At 62.9% G+C, this 17,301-nt stretch carries 16 protein-coding genes and 1 tRNA gene; 6 read left to right on the top strand and 11 right to left on the bottom strand.

Annotated elements, in window-relative coordinates; all coding sequences use genetic code 11:
* Positions 1–2 precede the first annotated feature (2 nt).
* The 5 genes from NKJ94_RS30090 to NKJ94_RS30070 all read right to left on the bottom strand — a co-directional run bounded on the left by NKJ94_RS30090 (position 3) and on the right by NKJ94_RS30070 (position 4,940).
* The gene (locus tag NKJ94_RS30090; RefSeq protein ID WP_352530437.1) at positions 3–941 is read right to left on the bottom strand and encodes a lysophospholipid acyltransferase family protein; all 939 of its coding nucleotides are present in this window, start codon (positions 939–941) and stop codon (positions 3–5) included.
* Positions 942–1,026: 85 nt separating this feature from the next.
* Positions 1,027–3,000, bottom strand: a complete 1,974-nt coding sequence (gene thrS / locus NKJ94_RS30085; protein ID WP_352530435.1) for a threonine--tRNA ligase — start codon at positions 2,998–3,000, stop codon at positions 1,027–1,029.
* 170 nt (positions 3,001–3,170) lie between these two features.
* A complete protein-coding gene (gene blaOXA / locus NKJ94_RS30080; protein WP_352530433.1) occupies positions 3,171–3,980 on the bottom strand; it encodes a class D beta-lactamase in 810 nt (269 codons plus the stop codon).
* Between the two features lie 140 nt (positions 3,981–4,120).
* A complete protein-coding gene (gene yidD / locus NKJ94_RS30075) occupies positions 4,121–4,486 on the bottom strand; it encodes a membrane protein insertion efficiency factor YidD (RefSeq protein WP_352530431.1) in 366 nt (121 codons plus the stop codon).
* A 7-nt stretch (positions 4,487–4,493) separates the two neighbouring features.
* Complete coding sequence (locus tag NKJ94_RS30070) at positions 4,494–4,940, bottom strand: iron-sulfur cluster assembly scaffold protein (protein ID WP_352530429.1); 447 nt, start codon at positions 4,938–4,940, stop codon at positions 4,494–4,496.
* Between the two features lie 241 nt (positions 4,941–5,181).
* Here NKJ94_RS30070 and folE point away from each other — a divergent pair, with 241 nt between their 5' ends.
* The 3 genes from folE (at position 5,182) to NKJ94_RS30055 (ending at position 7,382) form a co-directional block, all read left to right on the top strand.
* On the top strand, positions 5,182–5,817 hold the full coding sequence (folE, locus tag NKJ94_RS30065; protein ID WP_352530427.1) for a GTP cyclohydrolase I FolE: 636 nt from the start codon (positions 5,182–5,184) through the stop codon (positions 5,815–5,817).
* Between the two features lie 38 nt (positions 5,818–5,855).
* Positions 5,856–6,326: a phosphoribosyl-AMP cyclohydrolase gene (gene hisI, locus NKJ94_RS30060; protein ID WP_352530425.1), complete on the top strand. Its 471-nt coding sequence runs from the start codon at positions 5,856–5,858 to the stop codon at positions 6,324–6,326.
* 84 nt (positions 6,327–6,410) lie between these two features.
* Positions 6,411–7,382: a patatin family protein gene (locus tag NKJ94_RS30055; protein WP_352530423.1), complete on the top strand. Its 972-nt coding sequence runs from the start codon at positions 6,411–6,413 to the stop codon at positions 7,380–7,382.
* Between the two features lie 21 nt (positions 7,383–7,403).
* Here NKJ94_RS30055 and recJ read toward each other — a convergent pair whose 3' ends face one another.
* The 6 genes from recJ to NKJ94_RS30025 form a co-directional block, all read right to left on the bottom strand.
* Complete coding sequence (gene recJ, locus NKJ94_RS30050; protein ID WP_352530421.1) at positions 7,404–9,215, bottom strand: single-stranded-DNA-specific exonuclease RecJ; 1,812 nt, start codon at positions 9,213–9,215, stop codon at positions 7,404–7,406.
* 34 nt (positions 9,216–9,249) lie between these two features.
* A complete protein-coding gene (glpX, locus tag NKJ94_RS30045; protein WP_352530419.1) occupies positions 9,250–10,233 on the bottom strand; it encodes a class II fructose-bisphosphatase in 984 nt (327 codons plus the stop codon).
* A gap of 133 nt (positions 10,234–10,366) precedes the next feature.
* The gene (locus NKJ94_RS30040; protein WP_352530417.1) at positions 10,367–11,680 is read right to left on the bottom strand and encodes a homoserine dehydrogenase; all 1,314 of its coding nucleotides are present in this window, start codon (positions 11,678–11,680) and stop codon (positions 10,367–10,369) included.
* A gap of 19 nt (positions 11,681–11,699) precedes the next feature.
* Positions 11,700–11,939 carry a hypothetical protein gene (locus tag NKJ94_RS30035; RefSeq protein WP_352530415.1) on the bottom strand — a complete coding sequence of 80 codons (240 nt, stop codon included), beginning with the start codon at positions 11,937–11,939 and terminating at the stop codon, positions 11,700–11,702.
* An 18-nt stretch (positions 11,940–11,957) separates the two neighbouring features.
* Positions 11,958–13,175, bottom strand: coding sequence for an LL-diaminopimelate aminotransferase (locus tag NKJ94_RS30030; protein WP_352530413.1), 1,218 nt, complete (start codon positions 13,173–13,175; stop codon positions 11,958–11,960).
* Between the two features lie 40 nt (positions 13,176–13,215).
* Positions 13,216–13,548: a hypothetical protein gene (locus NKJ94_RS30025; protein ID WP_352530411.1), complete on the bottom strand. Its 333-nt coding sequence runs from the start codon at positions 13,546–13,548 to the stop codon at positions 13,216–13,218.
* 151 nt (positions 13,549–13,699) lie between these two features.
* Between NKJ94_RS30025 and phaC the strand changes: the two genes are divergently transcribed.
* The 3 genes from phaC (at position 13,700) to NKJ94_RS30010 (ending at position 17,229) form a co-directional block, all read left to right on the top strand.
* Positions 13,700–15,535 (top strand): class I poly(R)-hydroxyalkanoic acid synthase, encoded by a 1,836-nt coding sequence (gene phaC, locus NKJ94_RS30020; RefSeq protein WP_352530409.1) that lies wholly within the window; start codon positions 13,700–13,702, stop codon positions 15,533–15,535.
* Positions 15,536–15,750: 215 nt separating this feature from the next.
* Complete coding sequence (locus NKJ94_RS30015; RefSeq protein ID WP_352530407.1) at positions 15,751–16,983, top strand: YcbK family protein; 1,233 nt, start codon at positions 15,751–15,753, stop codon at positions 16,981–16,983.
* Between the two features lie 171 nt (positions 16,984–17,154).
* A tRNA-Glu gene (locus NKJ94_RS30010) sits at positions 17,155–17,229 on the top strand.
* Positions 17,230–17,301: the final 72 nt, after the last annotated feature.

The raw sequence follows: 17,301 nt of genomic DNA, 5'->3' as shown, positions 1-17,301 counted from the left end.
CTCTAGGCTGCTTTGCGCATGCGTCGCGCCAGCAAGTGTACGCGGCCACGCGCCTCGGCCGCAGCCAGATCGAAGACGCCGCGCTGAAGGCGTTCGAGCAGGGCTTTGCGGTCGCGCAGAGGCTCCAGTTCGTCCCACTCCAGCGTGTCTCCGACGCGCACCTCGATCGATTTGCCGGACAGCCGCGAAAATTCGTGGATGAGCAGAGAGATGCGCAGCGTCAGCGAAGCCCTGCCGACGAATTTCGCTACACGCCCGTCGCGTTCGGCCATGTTCATGGGACCACTGACCAGATGGAACAGCCGGCCGTTCTGGCCGGAAAAATGCATTGGGATGACCGACGCCTTGGCATCCTGAACGAGACGGGCCGGAAACATCTTCCACGGCAGATCGCGCGCCCGGCCAAATCCCTTCGGCGCGGTGGCGACGCCGCCGGCCGGGAAGACGACGATGGTGACGCCTTCGTTGAGCAGCCGCACCGCCTCATGCCGCACCGCCATGTTGTTCTTCAGCGCGTCCTTGGTCTCGGAAAAGTCGATCGGCAGTGAGTACGGCTCCATCTCGCGGATCTTGAGCAGATCCTTGTGGATCATGACGCGAAACGGCCGGCCGAGCCGCTCTGCCAGCGACAGCACCGCAATGCCGTCGCCGATGCCGAACGGATGATTGGCGACGATCACCAGCGGCGTGTCGGGCAGCTTCGCCGGCGGCCATTGGGCTGCGGTCCGCACCCGGACGTCGATCAGATCCAGCATGCGGCTGAACACGCGCTCGCCGCCAGGCACCACGTGCCGGCGCCAGAAATCATAGAGTGCCGCGAAGCGATCGCGTCCCGACAGGCCTTCGACCGAATGGATGAACCAGCGCGTCAGCGCCGGCTGATGCGGACTGGCATAAGAGAGCTCGGGAAAAGGTCTTTCGCGCGTCTTCAGCTTGAGCATGGGGCTCGCTACAAAATTGGCGTGACAGTCATATGAAAATGGCGGTGGATCGCTCCACCGCCATCTTCGTTGCCGGTTGACCGGCTCAGGCCGCGCGGCGCTTGCGGTCGGGTGTCACCGCCTCGTCGGAAAGCAGCTTCACGGCTGCTGCGAGACCAAGCGATTCCTGGTCGCGCGAGCCCAGACGGCGGACATTGACCGTCTCTTCCTCGGCCTCGCGCTTGCCGCAGACGAGAATGACCGGGACCTTGGCCAGCGAATGCTCGCGGACCTTGTAGTTGATCTTCTCGTTGCGCAGGTCGGCTTCGGCAATAAGCCCGGCCGTCTTCAACTGCGCGACGACCTTTCGCGCGTAATCGTCGGCATCGGAAGTGATCGTCGCCACCACTACCTGCAGCGGTGCGAACCATAGCGGGAAATGGCCGGAATAATTCTCGATCAGGATGCCGAGAAAACGTTCCATCGAGCCGCAAATGGCGCGATGCACCATCACCGGCTGCTTCTTTTCCGAATCCGAGCCAATGTAGAAAGCGCCAAAACGCTCCGGCAGGTTGAAGTCGACCTGCGTGGTGCCACATTGCCATTCGCGGCCGATTGCGTCCTTCAGCACATATTCGAACTTCGGCCCGTAGAACGTGCCCTCGCCCGGATTGACGCCCGTCTTGATCCGGTTGCCCGACCGCGCCGCGATCTTGTCGAGCACGTCCTGCAGCACGCCCTCGGCATGATCCCACATCGCGTCGGTGCCGACCCGTTTTTCGGGGCGGGTCGCCAGCTTGACGGTGATCTCGTCAAAGCCGAAATCGGCATAGGTCGACAGGATCAGGTCGTTGATCTTGATGCACTCGTCGGCGAGCTGTTCCTCGGTGCAGAAGATATGGGCATCGTCCTGGGTAAAACCGCGCACGCGCATCAGCCCGTGCAGCGCGCCCGAAGGCTCGTAGCGATGCACATTGCCGAATTCCGCAAGCTTTACCGGCAGATCGCGGTAGGACTTCAGCCCGTGCTTGAATATCTGCACATGGCCGGGACAGTTCATCGGCTTCAGCGCAAAGACGCGGTCGTCGTCGGTGTCGTCCCCGGCAACCGTCACCTTGAACATATTGTCCCGGTACCAGCCCCAGTGGCCTGACGTCTCCCACAGGCTCTTGTCGAGCACCTGCGGTGCGTTGACCTCCTGATAGCCCTGCTCGTCGAGGCGGCGGCGCATGTAATTGACCAGGTTCTGGAACATCCTCCAGCCCTTGGCGTGCCAGAAGACGACGCCAGGGCCCTCCTCCTGGAAGTGGAACAGATCCATCTCGCGCCCGAGTTTCCTGTGGTCGCGCTTTTCGGCTTCTTCCAGCATGGTCTGATAGGCATCGAGCTGGGCCTGGTCGGCCCAGGCCGTGCCGTAGATGCGCGTCAGCATCGGGTTGTTGCTGTCGCCGCGCCAATAGGCGCCGGCGACCTTCATCAGCTTGAAGGCGCTGCCGATCTGGCCGGTCGCGGCCATATGCGGACCGCGGCAGAGGTCGAACCAGTCTCCCTGCGCGTAGATCTTGAGATCCTGATCCTCAGGGATGGCGTCGATCAGTTCGAGCTTGTAGCGCTCGCCCTTGTCGGCAAAGATCTTTTTCGCCTTTTCGCGCGACCACACCTCTTTGGTAAACGGCTTGTTGCGCGCAATGATCTCGCGCATTTTCTTCTCGATCACCGGGAAATCGTCGGGCGTGAACGGCTCGTTACGGGCGAAATCGTAGTAGAACCCGTTCTCGATCACCGGCCCGATGGTCACCTGCGTGCCCGGCCAAAGTTCCTGCACGGCTTCGGCCAGCACGTGCGCTGCATCATGGCGGATGAGTTCGAGGGCGCGCGGGTCCTCACGGGTGATGATTTCCAGCTTGCCCGACTTGCCGATCGGGTCGGAAAGATCGCGCAACGTGCCGTCGATGCTGTAGGCGACAGCCTTCTTGGCCAGCGACTTCGAGATCGACTCCGCCAGGCCGGCGCCGGTCATCGCCGCGTCGTAGTCGCGGACGGAGCCATCGGGAAATGTCAGGGAAACTGAATTCAGCATAAAATTCTCCTATCCAGTCCCGCAAACGAGCGCGGGTGGTGAAAAATGCATGTCGCCCAAAAGTTCGCAGCGGTTTTGGGGTTACGACATGCATCAAGTAAGAGCCGGATGCGTCCGGCGGCGAGCGGTCTTTTATTGGCAGTTTTCGGCGCCGTAAAGCCGGATGTAGGTCACCTGACGAGATTCGGCAGCTCTTTCAGGAACATCGCTCGCGTCTTGAGTCCCTTGGGCGTGTCGGACCGTTTCGTATCGATTACCAGGCGGGCAAAGACGATCTTGCGAGCGTCCTTCTGCGCCCAGCCGACAAACCAGCCAAGCGAGCGCTTGTCGCTGCCAAGCCTGGTGGTCCCGGTCTTGCCCTGCACCGTCCAGCCCCCTGCCCGGAAGGTTGGGATTATCGCGCTGGTCATCGCATGGGCCTTGTCCGAGACCGGTAGTTTTCGCGCCAGCAGCTTGCGCAGGAAGTCGACCTGTTCGACCGGCGATATCGCGAGCGAGGAATTCACCCAGGAATGGGTGAGGCCGTCATTCTTGCCAGAATTGCCGGAGACGTCGGTGTTGCCATAGTCCAATCTGGACACGTAGCCGGCAAACTGTTTGCTGCCGAGCCGGCGCGTAATCTCGCGCGAGAACCAAAGGACCGAATCCTTTTCCCAAATCGTCGGGTCGACGGTCTTCCGGTCCCGTTTCGGCGCATTGAACTCCGGCTTGTACTCCCAGCTCGGCGCGTGCTCGTCGCTCAGGATTCCGGCGTCGTAGCCGATCAACGCCAGCGGAACCTTGAATGTCGAGGCGGGGCTGACGCGCTGGTCGCAAACCCCTTGCCGATACAGCGTCTCGCCGCTTGCGGCATCGACGATCAGCGTGCATTCGATGTCCCCGAGCGGCGCTGATTGCGCGCGGATCGGAAAACCCAACAGCCACGCCAGAAGATAGAGAACCACGGCGAAAACAAATGGACGGCGGTCTATCTGGTGCATTTGGCAATCTCTCCTGAGGGCTGTCAGGAGCGGCTTAGCGAGGCGTCTTGTCTCGATTTTGTCTCAAATGCGTAACATGCGGTTAAGCTTAGCAAATCGTAAACCTGCCGCCTCCAACCGGGTCCGAAGCGACAATGCGGTCAGTTTTCGAGGGCGCGCTTGTTCCCGATCCGCCGGTATCGCCAGGGCGTGAACCAGAGATAGCGATCATCTAGAACCTCAGGCACCCGGTCGATGCCGTGCGTTCCGAACGGGCCGCAGCGCAGCACCCGGAAAAATCCCATCCAGCCGCCGGCCCACAGCCCGTGACGGGCGATCGCTTCGTGCGCGTATTCGGAACAGGTCGGCAGATGCCGGCAGGAATTGCCGACAAAGCCGGACAGCGTCAGCTGGTAGAAGCGGACGAGCGACGTGCCGAGGATGCGGCCCGGCGTCTTGCGCCACGGTCCGGGCCAGTTGCGCGTGTATCGCGGCCTCTGATGCTGGTGCGCGTGATCGGCAGCCATTTGACGGCTAAGCCGCCTGTTCTGCGCGCTTCTTCTCGACCTGGCCGATGGCATCGACCACCGCATCGAAGGTCAGCATGGTCGAGGCGTGGCGGGCCTTGTAATCGCGCACCGGCTCCAGGTATTTCAGGTCGGCGAAGCGGCCTTCGGGCGGCGGGCCATTTTCCTTCAGCATCTTCAGCATCGTCTCGCGCACGCTGCGCAATTCTTCGGCACTGGCGCCGACGACATGCTGCGCCATGATCGAAGACGACGCCTGGCCAAGCGCACAGGCCTTCACGTCATGCGCGAAATCGGTGACGACGCCGTCATCCATCTTCAGATCGACGGTCACCGTCGAGCCGCACAGCTTGGAATGCGCCCGTGCGGTTGCGTCGGGCCGATCGAGCCGGCCGATCCGTGCGATGTTTCCGGCAAAACCCAGAATTTTCGCATTGTAGACATCGTCGATCATATTTTTCCAATCCGTCGCCGCCCAGCGAACAGCGATTGCCGCTCTGGCGTCTTCCTTTCGCTCGGCACGACCATATATAATGGTGGTAGTCGGGTATCGACAAGACGGACCAAAAGTCTCGTCCTGCCCAAATCAGTTCACGCCGCTTACGGGCTGGAAACCGACGAGTTTCTTACACCCGAAAGGTCGTGGTCCGTTCAACTCGTTCCTCCTGAGAGAGGAACTACGGGAGACGCCTTTTATGGACGCCGTCATCAAGAAACTCATGCCGCAGTCGGCCTATATGGAAAAGCCGGTCACCGACCGGCCGAGCGAAGCCGAAGTCGAAGCCGCGGTGCACACTTTGTTGCGCTGGACCGGCGACAATCCGGAGCGCGAGGGCCTGATCGATACGCCGAAGCGTGTCACCAAGGCGTTCCGCGAAATGTTCAACGGCTATGACATGTGCCCCGCCGAGGAGCTTGGCCGCACCTTCGAGGAAGTCGCCGGCTATGACGACCTCGTCATCGTCAAGGACATATCGTTCCATTCGCATTGCGAGCACCACATGGTGCCGATCATCGGCAAGGCGCATGTCGGCTATCTGCCGGACGGCAAGGTTGTCGGCCTGTCCAAGATCGCGCGCGTCGTCGACATCTTCGCCCATCGCCTGCAGACCCAGGAAGCGATGACCGCGCAGATTGCCGGCGTCATCCAGGACGTGCTCAATCCGCGCGGCGTCGCCGTCATGGTCGAGGCCGAGCATATGTGCATGGCCATGCGGGGCATCCGCAAGCAGGGATCCACCACGCTGACCTCGACCTTCACTGGCGTCTTCAAGGACACACCCGAAGAGCAGGTCCGCTTCGTCACCATGGTGCGCGGCGGCGGGATCTGAACCCGACCTCGCCGGCTTCGCTAGATAAGGACCGGCGAATGTCGGCATTGGAATTCCCGAAAGCTCCCTCAGACAAAAAGGCACTTGAGGAAGGCACGGTCCTTTCACCGCGCTTCGATGCCGGCGGCCTCGTCACTGTCGTCGTCACCGATGCCGAAGACGGCATGCTGCTGATGGTCGCGCATATGAATGCCGAGGCGCTGGCGCTGACACTCGAGACCGGCATCGCGCACTACTGGTCTCGCTCGCGCAACGCGCTTTGGAAGAAGGGCGAAACCTCGGGCAATGTGCAGCAAGTCGTCGAGATGCTCACGGATTGTGACCAGGACGCGATATGGTTGCGCGTCAAAGTGTTGGGTCACGAAGCAACTTGTCACACCGGCCGACGTTCATGCTTTTATCGGACGGTGGGACTGAGCGATGGCAAGGGGACGCTTGCCAGCGACGGCAGCAAGCCGCTGTTCGATGCGGAAAAAACGTATCGAAAGCCCAGTACGCCATCAATATGAACCATTCGCAGCGCTCCAGCCACGTATATTCATGATTTCGATACGGCCCGCCTCTAGGATGACCGTGGGACAAGGGAGATTGTGATGCTCGACTGGGCGTCATTGCTCAACAGACCTGACGTTCGGGAGGCCAATGGCGTCTCCTCGGCCGCAGGCGTATCCGAAACCAAATCTCCAGGTAAAACAGGGATCTCGCTGGCATTGGGCGGCGGCTGTGCGCGCGGCTGGGCGCATATCGGCGTGCTGCGCGCGCTTGATGAAGCCGGCATCGAAGTGTCGATGATCGCCGGCACCTCGATCGGCGCGCTGGTCGGCGGCTGCTATGTTGCCGGCAAGCTGGACGAGCTGGAAGAATTCGCGCGCAGCCTGACCAGGCGGCGCATTTTTGGCCTTCTCGACCTCAATTTACGCGGCAGCGGCCTGTTCGGTGGTATGAAACTCGACGCGCGGCTGCGCGAGCACATAGCCGGCATCCGCTTCGAGGATCTGCCAAAACCGTTCGTCTGCGTCGCTTCGGAAATCCGCACCGGCCATGAAATCTGGCTGTCGAGCGGCTCGCTGAGCACCGCCATGCGCGCCTCCTACGCGCTGCCCGGCGTGTTCGAGCCGGTCGCCTGCAACGGGCGCGTGCTGGTCGACGGCGCACTGGTCAATCCGGTGCCGGTCTCTGTCTGCCGCGCCTACGAGCAGCCGCTCGTGGTTGCGGTGAACCTTCACTACGACCTGTTCGGCCGCGCCGCGGTGATCAAGCACAGTGCCGGCGAGTTGGTCATCGAGAAAGACGCTCCGAGGGCCGGCCACGCCGATCCCGAACGCCAGTCGCGCGAGACACGGCTCGGCATCACGGGCGTCATGGTCGAGGCCTTCAACATCATACAGGACCGCATTTCGCGCGCCAGGCTGGCCGGCGACCCGCCGGACATGTCGCTGCAGCCGAAGCTCAGCCATATCGGCCTGACCGAATTCCATCGCGCCGACGAAGCGATCCGTATCGGCTACCAGGCAACGATGGCGCAGATCGGCGAACTGACCCGGCTGCAGACCGTCCTCGCTTAGGCAGAGCCGGTCGGTCAGTTCTCAGGCGAGCGCTGCGTCGATGATACGAAATTGCACCGTGCGGCTGCCGTTCCAGTGATTGCCCGATAGCGAGCCGGCGACATGCACCGGCTTGCCTCTGTTCTTGAACAGGAATTCGCCAAGAGCCGTGTCGATGGCGCGAAACGCGATCGCCCGGATGCGGCCGCCGCTTTCCGACTGCAGCTCGGCACGGATGTGGTTGGTGCCGACCGGCCGCGCGTCGGCAAGCCGATGACGCGGCAGGGCGAACACAGGGGCGACATGCCCGGCGCCGAATGGCCCGGCTCTTTCAAGTGCATCGAGCAGCCCAAGCGTGGCGCCCTCGGCGGCAAGCGCACCGTCGATCGCCAGGCTCTCCTCGCCTTGCAGCCGGAATACATCCACTGCCGCACGCTCTTCGAAAAAAGCCCGGAGCGCGCCGAGCTTCGCCCGCTCGACAGTGATGCCCGCCGCCATTCCGTGGCCGCCGCCCTTGACGATCAGCCCGGCATCGGCAGCCTCGCGCACCAGCCGGCCGAGGTCGAAGCCCGACACCGAACGGCCTGAACCGGTACCGACACCATTGGCGTTGAAGGCGATGGCAAAGGCCGGCCGCCTTGCATGGTCCTTGAGCCGCGAGGCAAGCAGGCCGACGATACCCGGATGCCAGTTGCTGCTGGCCGTAACCACGATGGCCGGACCATTGCCGCCGGCAAGCTCGGCGTCAGCCTCTGAGCGCGCCGCGGCCAGCATCTCCTGCTCCATTGACTGCCGCTCCTGGTTGAGCCGATCCAGCGTCTCGGCAATGGTGCGGGCCTCGACCGGATCGTCGGTTGCAAGCAGGCGGCTGCCAAGCGCTGCGTCGCCGATGCGCCCGCCGGCGTTGATGCGCGGACCAATCAGAAAGGCCAAATGGAACGTGCTGATCGGCTCGCCGATGCGCGAGACCCGCGCCAGCGCCGCCAGCCCTTCGTTTCTCTGCTGCCGTGCCACCTGCAGCCCCTTGACCACGAAGGCGCGGTTGACGCCGGTGAGCGGCACCACGTCGCAGACGGTGGCCAACGCCACCAGGTCGAGCAGGCCAAGCAGATCCGGCGGTGCGGCATCCGGCAGACGGCCGCGCAGGATCTTCGCCGTTTGCACCAGGCACAGGAAGACGACGCCGGCGGCGCAAAGATGGCCTTGCCCGGAAAGGTCGTCCTCGCGATTGGGGTTGACGACCGCAGCCGCCGCCGGCAACAGCCCGCCGACCTGATGGTGATCGAGCACCACGACGTCGGCACCGTCGGCCTTCGCCGCGTCGATGGAAGCAGCACTATTGGTGCCGCAATCGACGGTGACGATCAGCGTCGCGCCGCGCGAGACGAGTTCGCGCATCGCTTCCGGATTGGGGCCGTAACCTTCGAAGATACGGTCCGGTATGTAGATCTCCGACGGCACCGAGAAATGTGCGAGAAAGCGCTTGAGCAGCGCCGACGAGGCGGCGCCGTCGACATCGTAGTCGCCAAAGATCGCCACCTTTTCCCTGGTCATCACCGCCTGGGCGATGCGAGAGGCGGCTTTGTCCATGTCGGTCAGCGATGCCGGGTCGGGCAGCAGGTTGCGGATGGTCGGATCCAGGAACCGCTCGGTCAGCTCGGCGGTGACGCCGCGCCCGGCCAGCACGCGTGCCACGATGTCGGGCACGCCATAACCTTGCGCAATGGCGAGCGCGGCCATGTCCTGGCGCTCGGTCAGCCGGTGTTCCCAGGAAACACCAGTGGCCGACTGCCTAACATCGAGGAAAAAGCGTCTTTCCCCCATCACGTGACGCGCCGTCTGCAAAATTGTCATTGCACACGATATGCAACGGGCAACTGAGTCGAAATCAAAACTTTTCCAGATCCTGGTGCCTGGCCTTGATTTCGCGCACGGTTCGCGACGACGAACGCAGCACGATCGTGTGCGTGGTGATGAAATTGCGGCCGAACTTGACGCCAGCCAGCATGTTGCCGTCGGTGACGCCGGTCGCGGCAAACAGCACGTCGCCGCGTGCCATGTCTTGCGTGTGGTAAATCCGCTTGGGGTCGGAGATGCCCATTTTTGCCGCGCGCGCCAGCTTTTCCGGCGTATCGAGGATCAGCCTGCCCTGCATCTGGCCGCCGGTGCAGCGCAACGCCGCTGCGGCCAGCACGCCCTCCGGCGCGCCGCCGGTCCCGAGATAGATGTCGATGCCGGTTTCGTCCGGATCGGTGGTGTGGATGACCCCGGCGACATCACCGTCGCCGATCAACCGGATCGCGGCGCCCGTCGCCCGCACGGCTTCGATCAACGCCCCATGGCGTGGCCGGTCGAGGATGCAGGCGGTGATCTCCGCCACCGGCACCCCCTTGGCCCTGGCCAGGCTGGCGATGTTTTCGGCCGGCGAGGCATCGATGTCGATGATGCCATCGGCATAGCCCGGGCCGATGGCGATCTTGTCCATATAGACGTCCGGCGCAAACAAAAGGCTGCCTTTTTCGGCAATGGCGATGACGGCCAATGCATTGGGCAGGTTCTTGGCGCAGATCGTCGTGCCTTCGAGGGGATCGAGCGCGATGTCGACAGCCGGGCCTTTGCCGGTACCGACCTCCTCACCGATATAGAGCATCGGTGCCTCGTCGCGCTCGCCCTCGCCGATCACCACCGTGCCCTGGATGGCAAGATGGTTGAGCTCCTGCCGCATGGCGTCGACCGCGACCTGGTCGGCGGCCTTCTCATCGCCACGTCCGCGCAATCTGGCGGCCGCAACAGCGGCACGTTCGGTGACGCGCACCAATTCCATGGTCAGTATCCGGTCGAGGCCGGCGACAATGTTCTGGGCCACATTCATCGATGGACAATCCTCGTTGGCAGTTTAGCCTCCCGCCAGAGACGCGCTCCTTGTGTCAAAGCTCCGTGACAACAGCAAGACCTGCGCTGGATCTTTTTGAAAGCGCAGCAATATCAATCGATTGAGGGAAGCTTTAGCCTGCCCGCTCGATGCGGATGACTTGCGGCTTGTCGGTCAGAAGGCTGTCCCTGGTGATGCCGTCGACGGCCTTGCGCACCGCAGCCTCGGTCGTCTCGTGGGTGACAAGGATGACCGTCTTCTGTGCCTCGGTTTCCGGCCCGGCGGCATGCTGGACGATCGATTCCAGCGAAATGTCGTTGTCGGCCATGCGCTTGGCGATGGCGGCAAAGACGCCGATGCGATCGTGCACGGTCAGCCGGATGAAATAACCCCCGGCATGGCTGCGCATCTGCGCCTTCTTGTAGGGCTTCAATTCCTTCGCCGGCCGGCCGAAGACCGGACCATGCTGGAAGCCAGGCCGGCTTTTGGCGATGTCGGCAATGTCGCCGATCACCGCCGATGCGGTGGCGTTGCCGCCGGCACCGGGGCCGGAGAGCAGCAATTCGCCGAGGATGTCGGTCTCGATCGCCACCGCATTGGTGACGCCGTGCACCTGTGCGATGACCGATGCCGTCGGCACCATGGTCGGGTGCACGCGCTGTTCGATGCCGCTTTCGGTGCGCTGGGCGACGCCAAGCAGCTTGATCCGGTAGCCGAGATCGCCGGCCGCGCGGATGTCGGCCTGGCTGATGTTGGAGATGCCCTCCATGTAGATATCGTTGGCCGCGATCCTCGTGCCGAAGGCAAGGCTGGTCAGGATCGACAGCTTGTGGGCAGTGTCATGGCCCTCGATGTCGAAGGTCGGGTCGGCTTCGGCATAGCCCAGCCGCTGCGCGTCCTTCAGGCAGGCATCGAATGACAGGCCCTCGGCCTCCATGCGTGTCAGTATGTAGTTGCAGGTGCCGTTGAGGATGCCGAAGACGCGGGTCACCGAATTGCCGGCCATCGCCTCGCGCATCGTCTTGATGACCGGAATGCCGCCGGCCACCGCCGCCTCGTAGTTGAGCAGCACGCCCTTCTTCTCGGCAATCTCGGCCAGCGCCACGCCGTGCTTGGCAAGCAGCGCCTTGTTGGCGGTGACGACATGGCGGCCAGCTTCAAGTGCCGCTTTTACGGACGAGCGCGCCGGCCCGTCGTCGCCGCCGATCAGCTCGACGAACACGTCGATCTCGCCGGTCTGCGCCATCTTGATGGCGTCGTCGAACCACTGTGCGGTACCAAGATCGACGCCACGGTCGCGCTTGCGATCTCGGGCTGAAACGGCTGTGACGACGATGTCGCGTCCGCACTGCCGCGTCAGTTCCGCCGCCTTGTCGCGCAGCACGCGCGCCACCGACGCACCGACGGTGCCGAGGCCGGCAATTCCAACACGCAACGCTTCAGTCATCGGAGAGTCTGTCCGCCAGCTAGAATTGATTTTCGACCGCAACCAGATAGTCGTCGTTTTCATCAGGCTTCCGGGTCACGGTGACTATAGTCCCGGGCTGAAACTCCCACACTTCCGAGGCTGGTATGGGCTGGTCCAAGATGAGGTACGTGGTCGGATCAATTTGTTTTGCTTGCACCGGCCGCCAAACGGAAACCGACTCATCGATTAGCCTGACATAAACGACGGCTTCGACGTTCATGCTGGCGGGGTCGGTCATGGCTGTTGACTGAACCACTCAGCGATGCGCGGCGAGCGGAACGACATTGTTCGGCTGCTTGGCGCTGGACGCGAGGAAGCGCTTGATGTTGCGCGCTGCTTGCCGGATCCGGTGCTCGTTTTCGACCAGCGCGATGCGCACGTGATCGTCGCCATGCTCGCCGAAGCCGACGCCCGGCGCTACCGCGACGTCGGCGTGCTCGATCAGGAGCTTGGAGAATTCGAGTGAGCCGAGATGCTTGAACGGCTCCGGGATCGGCGCCCAGGCGAACATCGACGCCGCCGGCGCGGGAATGGTCCAGCCGGCACGGCTGAAAGCGTCGACCATGACGTCGCGGCGTTTGCGGTAGACGTCGCGCACTTCGGCAATGTCGGCACCGTCGCCGTTGAGTGCATGCGCCGCCGCAACCTGGATCGGCGTGAAGGCGCCGTAGTCGAGATAGGATTTCACCCTGGTCAGCGCCGAGATCAGCCGCTCGTTGCCGACGGCAAAACCCATGCGCCAGCCCGGCATCGAAAAGGTCTTCGACATCGAGGTGAACTCGACCGCCACATCGATCGCGCCCGGCACCTCCAGCACCGAAGGCGGCGGATTGCCGTCGAAATAGATCTCCGAATAGGCAAGGTCCGACAGGATGATGATGTCGTTCTTCCTGGCGAAGGCCACCACCTCCTTGTAGAAATCGAGCGAGGCGACCAGTGCCGTCGGGTTGGACGGATAATTGAGGATCAGCGCCAGCGGCTTCGGGATCGAATGGCGGATGCCGCGCTCCAGCGCCGGGATGAAACCGTCGTCCGGCTCGACCTGCAGCGAGCGGATGACGCCGCCCGACATGATGAAGCCGAAGGCGTGGATCGGATAGGTCGGATTGGGGCACAGGATCACATCGCCGGGGGCGGTGATCGCCTGCGCCATATTGGCAAAGCCCTCCTTCGAGCCCAGCGTCGCCACCACCTGGCTGTCCGGGTCGAGCTTCACGCCGAAGCGGCGGGCATAGTAATTGGCCTGGGCGCGGCGCAGGCCCGGAATGCCGCGCGATGACGAATAGCGGTGCGTGCGCGGATCGCGCACGACCTCGCAAAGTTTGTCGACGATGGCCTTGGGCGTCGGCAGGTCGGGATTGCCCATGCCAAGATCGATGATGTCGGCGCCGCGCGAACGGGCACTGGCCTTCAGCCGGTTGACCTGCTCGAAGACATAGGGCGGAAGCCGGCGGACCTTGTGGAATTCTTCCATGGCAGTTCCAGACAGTGAGGTTGCGGTCGCGCGTATAAGCTTATTTGCAATTAGGGTCGAGAGCGGGGTCGCATTTACCTTCGATCTGCTTCAGCGCCTCGGCGCCGTGTTTTTTTGCCAGTTGGTCCAGCGCTGCCTGGTCCGCGACCTTGACGACGCCGCCCTTCGCGGCCTGGCCCTGCTCCTCGGCCTTCAGTTGGGCGAGCTTGGCGTTCTTTTCCTCGTCGGTGAATTGCTCGGCCGCCACCTGCGGCGGGATGTTCAGGTTCGGATAGGAACCGGTGTCCTTCGCGCCGGCGAAGCCGGCGGCGGGCGCTGCACCCTCTATGTTGCTGCTCGTGCAACCGGCCATCGCCAGCAGGACGACCGCCATGCGGCAAAAACGACCAGTGCCGGAAAAAACGTTCTTGCCAATATTAATCGTCATATTGTTTTCCTGGCGACCGGGTTAGAGCACATTGGACCCTGTCTGATATCCCATGGTAATATGTCAACAAAACGCTTCGGGAGGAACCCCGCGAACCATGTCCAAAACACCCGATTCGGGCAAAGCGGAAGATGACCAACCTTCGACCGTCGAGCAATATCTGGTGAAGGACCCGGAACGCTTCGCCCTGAACATGGCACGCATGATCGAGCAGGCCGGCAAGGCCGCCTCGGCATGGGCCGAGCCGCGGGAAAAGGGCGAGGTGCGCGATCACGTCGCCGAGCCGGTCGTCGACATGGTGAAGACCTTCTCCAAGCTCACCGAGTACTGGCTCTCCGACCCGCAGCGCGCGCTGGAGGCGCAGACGCGGCTGTTTTCCGGCTACATGACCGTCTGGGCCAACGCCGTCCAGCGCATCGGCGCCGGTGCCGAGGACGCCGAGGATGCGGTCAAGCCCGAGCGCGGCGACAAGCGTTTCCAGGACCCGGAATGGGGCCGAAACGCCTTCTTCGATTTCCTGAAACAGGCCTATCTCGTCACCTCGCGCTGGGCGGCCGAACTGGTCGAGCACGCCGATGGTCTGGACGAGCACACCCGCCACAAGGCCAGCTTTTATGTCAAGCAGGTCTCCAACGCCATCTCGCCGTCGAATTTCATCCTGACCAACCCGGAATTGTTTCGCGAGACCGTTGCCTCGAACGGCGAAAACCTGGTGCGCGGCATGAAAATGCTGGCCGAGGACATTGCCGCCGGCAAGGGCGACCTGAAGCTGCGGCAGGCCGATTATTCATCCTTCGAAATCGGCAAGAATCTCGCTACCACGCCCGGCAAGGTGGTCGGCCGCAGCGACGTCGCCGAGATCCTGCAATACGAGCCGACGACCGACACCGTGCTCAAGCGGCCGCTGCTGATCTGCCCGCCATGGATCAACAAATACTACATCCTCGACCTCAACCCGCAAAAATCCTTCATTCGCTGGGCCGTCGAGCAAGGCCACACCGTCTTCGTCATCTCCTGGATCAATCCGGACGAGCGGCACGGCGCCAAGAGTTGGGAGGCCTATATCAGGGAGGGCCTGCAATACGGCCTCGACACGATCGAAAAGGCCACCGGCGAAAAGGACGTCAACGCCATCGGTTATTGCGTCGGCGGCACGCTGTTGGCGGCAGCGCTGGCCTTGATGGCGCAGGAAGGCGACCAGCGCATCAAATCGGCGACCTTCTTCACCACGCAGGTCGATTTCACCTATGCCGGCGACCTGAAGGTGTTCGTCGACGAGGAGCAGGTCGCGGCCGTCGAAAAGGCGATGAGCGAAAAAGGCTATCTCGACGGCACCAGGATGGCGACTGCCTTCAACATGCTGCGCTCGGGCGACCTGATCTGGCCCTACGTCGTCAACAACTACATGCGCGGCAAGGATCCCCTGCCCTTCGACCTGCTCTACTGGAACGCCGATTCGACCCGCATGGGCGCGGCCAACCATTCCTTCTACTTGCGCAATTGCTATCTCGAGAACAGGCTTTCGCAAGGCATGATGGAGTTGGCGGGCCGCGCGGTTTCGCTAAAGGACGTCACCATCCCGGTCTACAATCTCGCCTCGAAGGAAGACCACATCGCCCCGGCGCTTTCGGTGTTCCTCGGCTCGAAATATTTCGGCGGCGAGGTCGATTACGTCATGGCCGGCTCCGGCCACATCGCCGGGGTCGTCAATCCGCCGGCGGCGCAGAAATATCACTACTGGACCGGCGGCAAGCCGGTAGGCGACTTCGACGAATGGTTCGCCAAGGCGGCCAATCATCCTGGCTCATGGTGGCCGCACTGGCAACGCTGGATCGAAGCCAAGGACAATGCGCGCGTTCCGGCCCGCAAACCGGGCGAGCACATGCAAGTTCTGGGCGAAGCCCCCGGCACCTATGTCAAGGTGCGTGTGTAACCATCTGTAATGTGTGGTGAGTTGACGCGCCGCGAAAAGCGGGCGAAATGGTGCCGTCAACCCTGAGCAGCCTTGATTCATCCTCTAGCCACCAAATTACTTTGAGGCTTGCAGATTTGGCACAGGTCTCGTTTCCGGTTCGGGAACAAGGGTCATTTCGACGAGACGTTTCGACGCCGCGCCAATGACGAACCGGTCGGATATCGAGGGGGAATTTGGTTTTGAAATCAGCAGGATCGCGCCTTGCAAAAGGGGAAAGCCGCGCCATTGTGGCGGCGCTTTTCTCGGTGCTCCTGGCGTCCTGCACCTCTGCCGGCGACCCGACCATGTCCGTCGGCATGCCTGGCTATAACGCCTCGGCCACCGAAATCAGCACGGCCGCCGGCGCGCCCCAGGCCAGTACGGCCGCGTCATCGTCGCAGATGACAAGCGCACAAATGACGATGAATACCGAGGGCGACGCCAGTCTTCCCGCGCAGGTCGCCTATGTGCCGATGGCCAAGCCGGGGGCCAAGCCCGACGCCGGCTTCCCGATCGCCGTTCCCACGGCAGCCGAGACGATCGCGGGACACACGCCGCAGCCGCTGCAACCAAACGCCCAGACGGCTGAACAGGCCGTGGCGCAGAACACTGCCGGCGCATCGAAGTCCGACGCCAAGGCCGCCGCGCCGGCGATGGACAACCCGGTCTATGTGACCGCCGGCGAAATGCCGCAGCCGCAGGCCTATGCGCCAAAGAAAAGCTTCCTGGCCTCGCTGTTCAGCGCTACGCCTGCTTCGGCCGCACCTTCTTCGCCGGCCAACAGCAGATCGGGCGGGCAGCCAGCGGTCGTGCAAGCCAAGGCGACGCCTGCGGCAAAGCCCACCGTCACCCTGGCCTCGGCCAATCCGGCTGAAAAGCCTGTGCAGCTGGTGTCGACCGGCCATACCAGCCACTTCACGGCCGATGCGCTGCCCGGCGTGCGTCAGACGGCGCTGTTCGAGATCAAGCGCAAATCCGGCCTCGACGATGAGAGTGATGTCGACCTCAATGAAGACGAAGGTTCGGGTGGCGCCTACCAGGTCGCCTCCGCCGCCGGCCTCGCCCGGCTGGCACCCAACGGCCTCCTGAAACAGAACGAAAGCGTCGACGTTGCCTGCTTGAAGCCGTCGCTGGTTCGCGTGTTGAAGACGATCGAAGGCCACTACGGCCGCAAGATGACGGTCACCTCCGGCTATCGCGATCCGGCCCGCAACCGCCGCGCCAACGGTGCCAAGAATTCGCTGCACATGTACTGCGCCGCCGCCGACATCCAGGTTCCCGGCGTCTCGAAGTGGGAACTGGCGAGCTATATCCGCACCATGCCGGGCCGCGGCGGCGTCGGCACTTATTGCCACACCGAATCCGTCCACGTCGATGTCGGCCCCGAGCGCGACTGGAACTGGCGCTGCCGCAGGCGCGGCGGCTAGTCTCTTCTCGTGCTGCGATGCCCGCCTTCTCTGCGACATTCCTGATGCGGCGGAATCAGACTTGGCTGCCGAAAAAACGCGGTTTGGCGCCAAAGGAAAAAAGTTGTCGCAGCCGGCGGCAGACGGGTTGCCGGTTTGTCGCGACGCAACTATAAGCGCTCACATCTGAGCGCGCCCATCGTCTAGCGGTCAGGACACCGCCCTTTCACGGCGGTAACAGGGGTTCGATTCCCCTTGGGCGTACCACCTTCATCTAATTTCCCTTTTCTTTCAGAGCCTTGCGGCGGTGAATGTCCAACTTTTCTACGGGGTTGGACA

Source organism: Mesorhizobium sp. M0060 (assembly GCF_040323155.1).
Lineage (GTDB): Bacteria > Pseudomonadota > Alphaproteobacteria > Rhizobiales > Rhizobiaceae > Mesorhizobium.
This window is presented reverse-complemented; position numbering and strand designations above follow the sequence as displayed.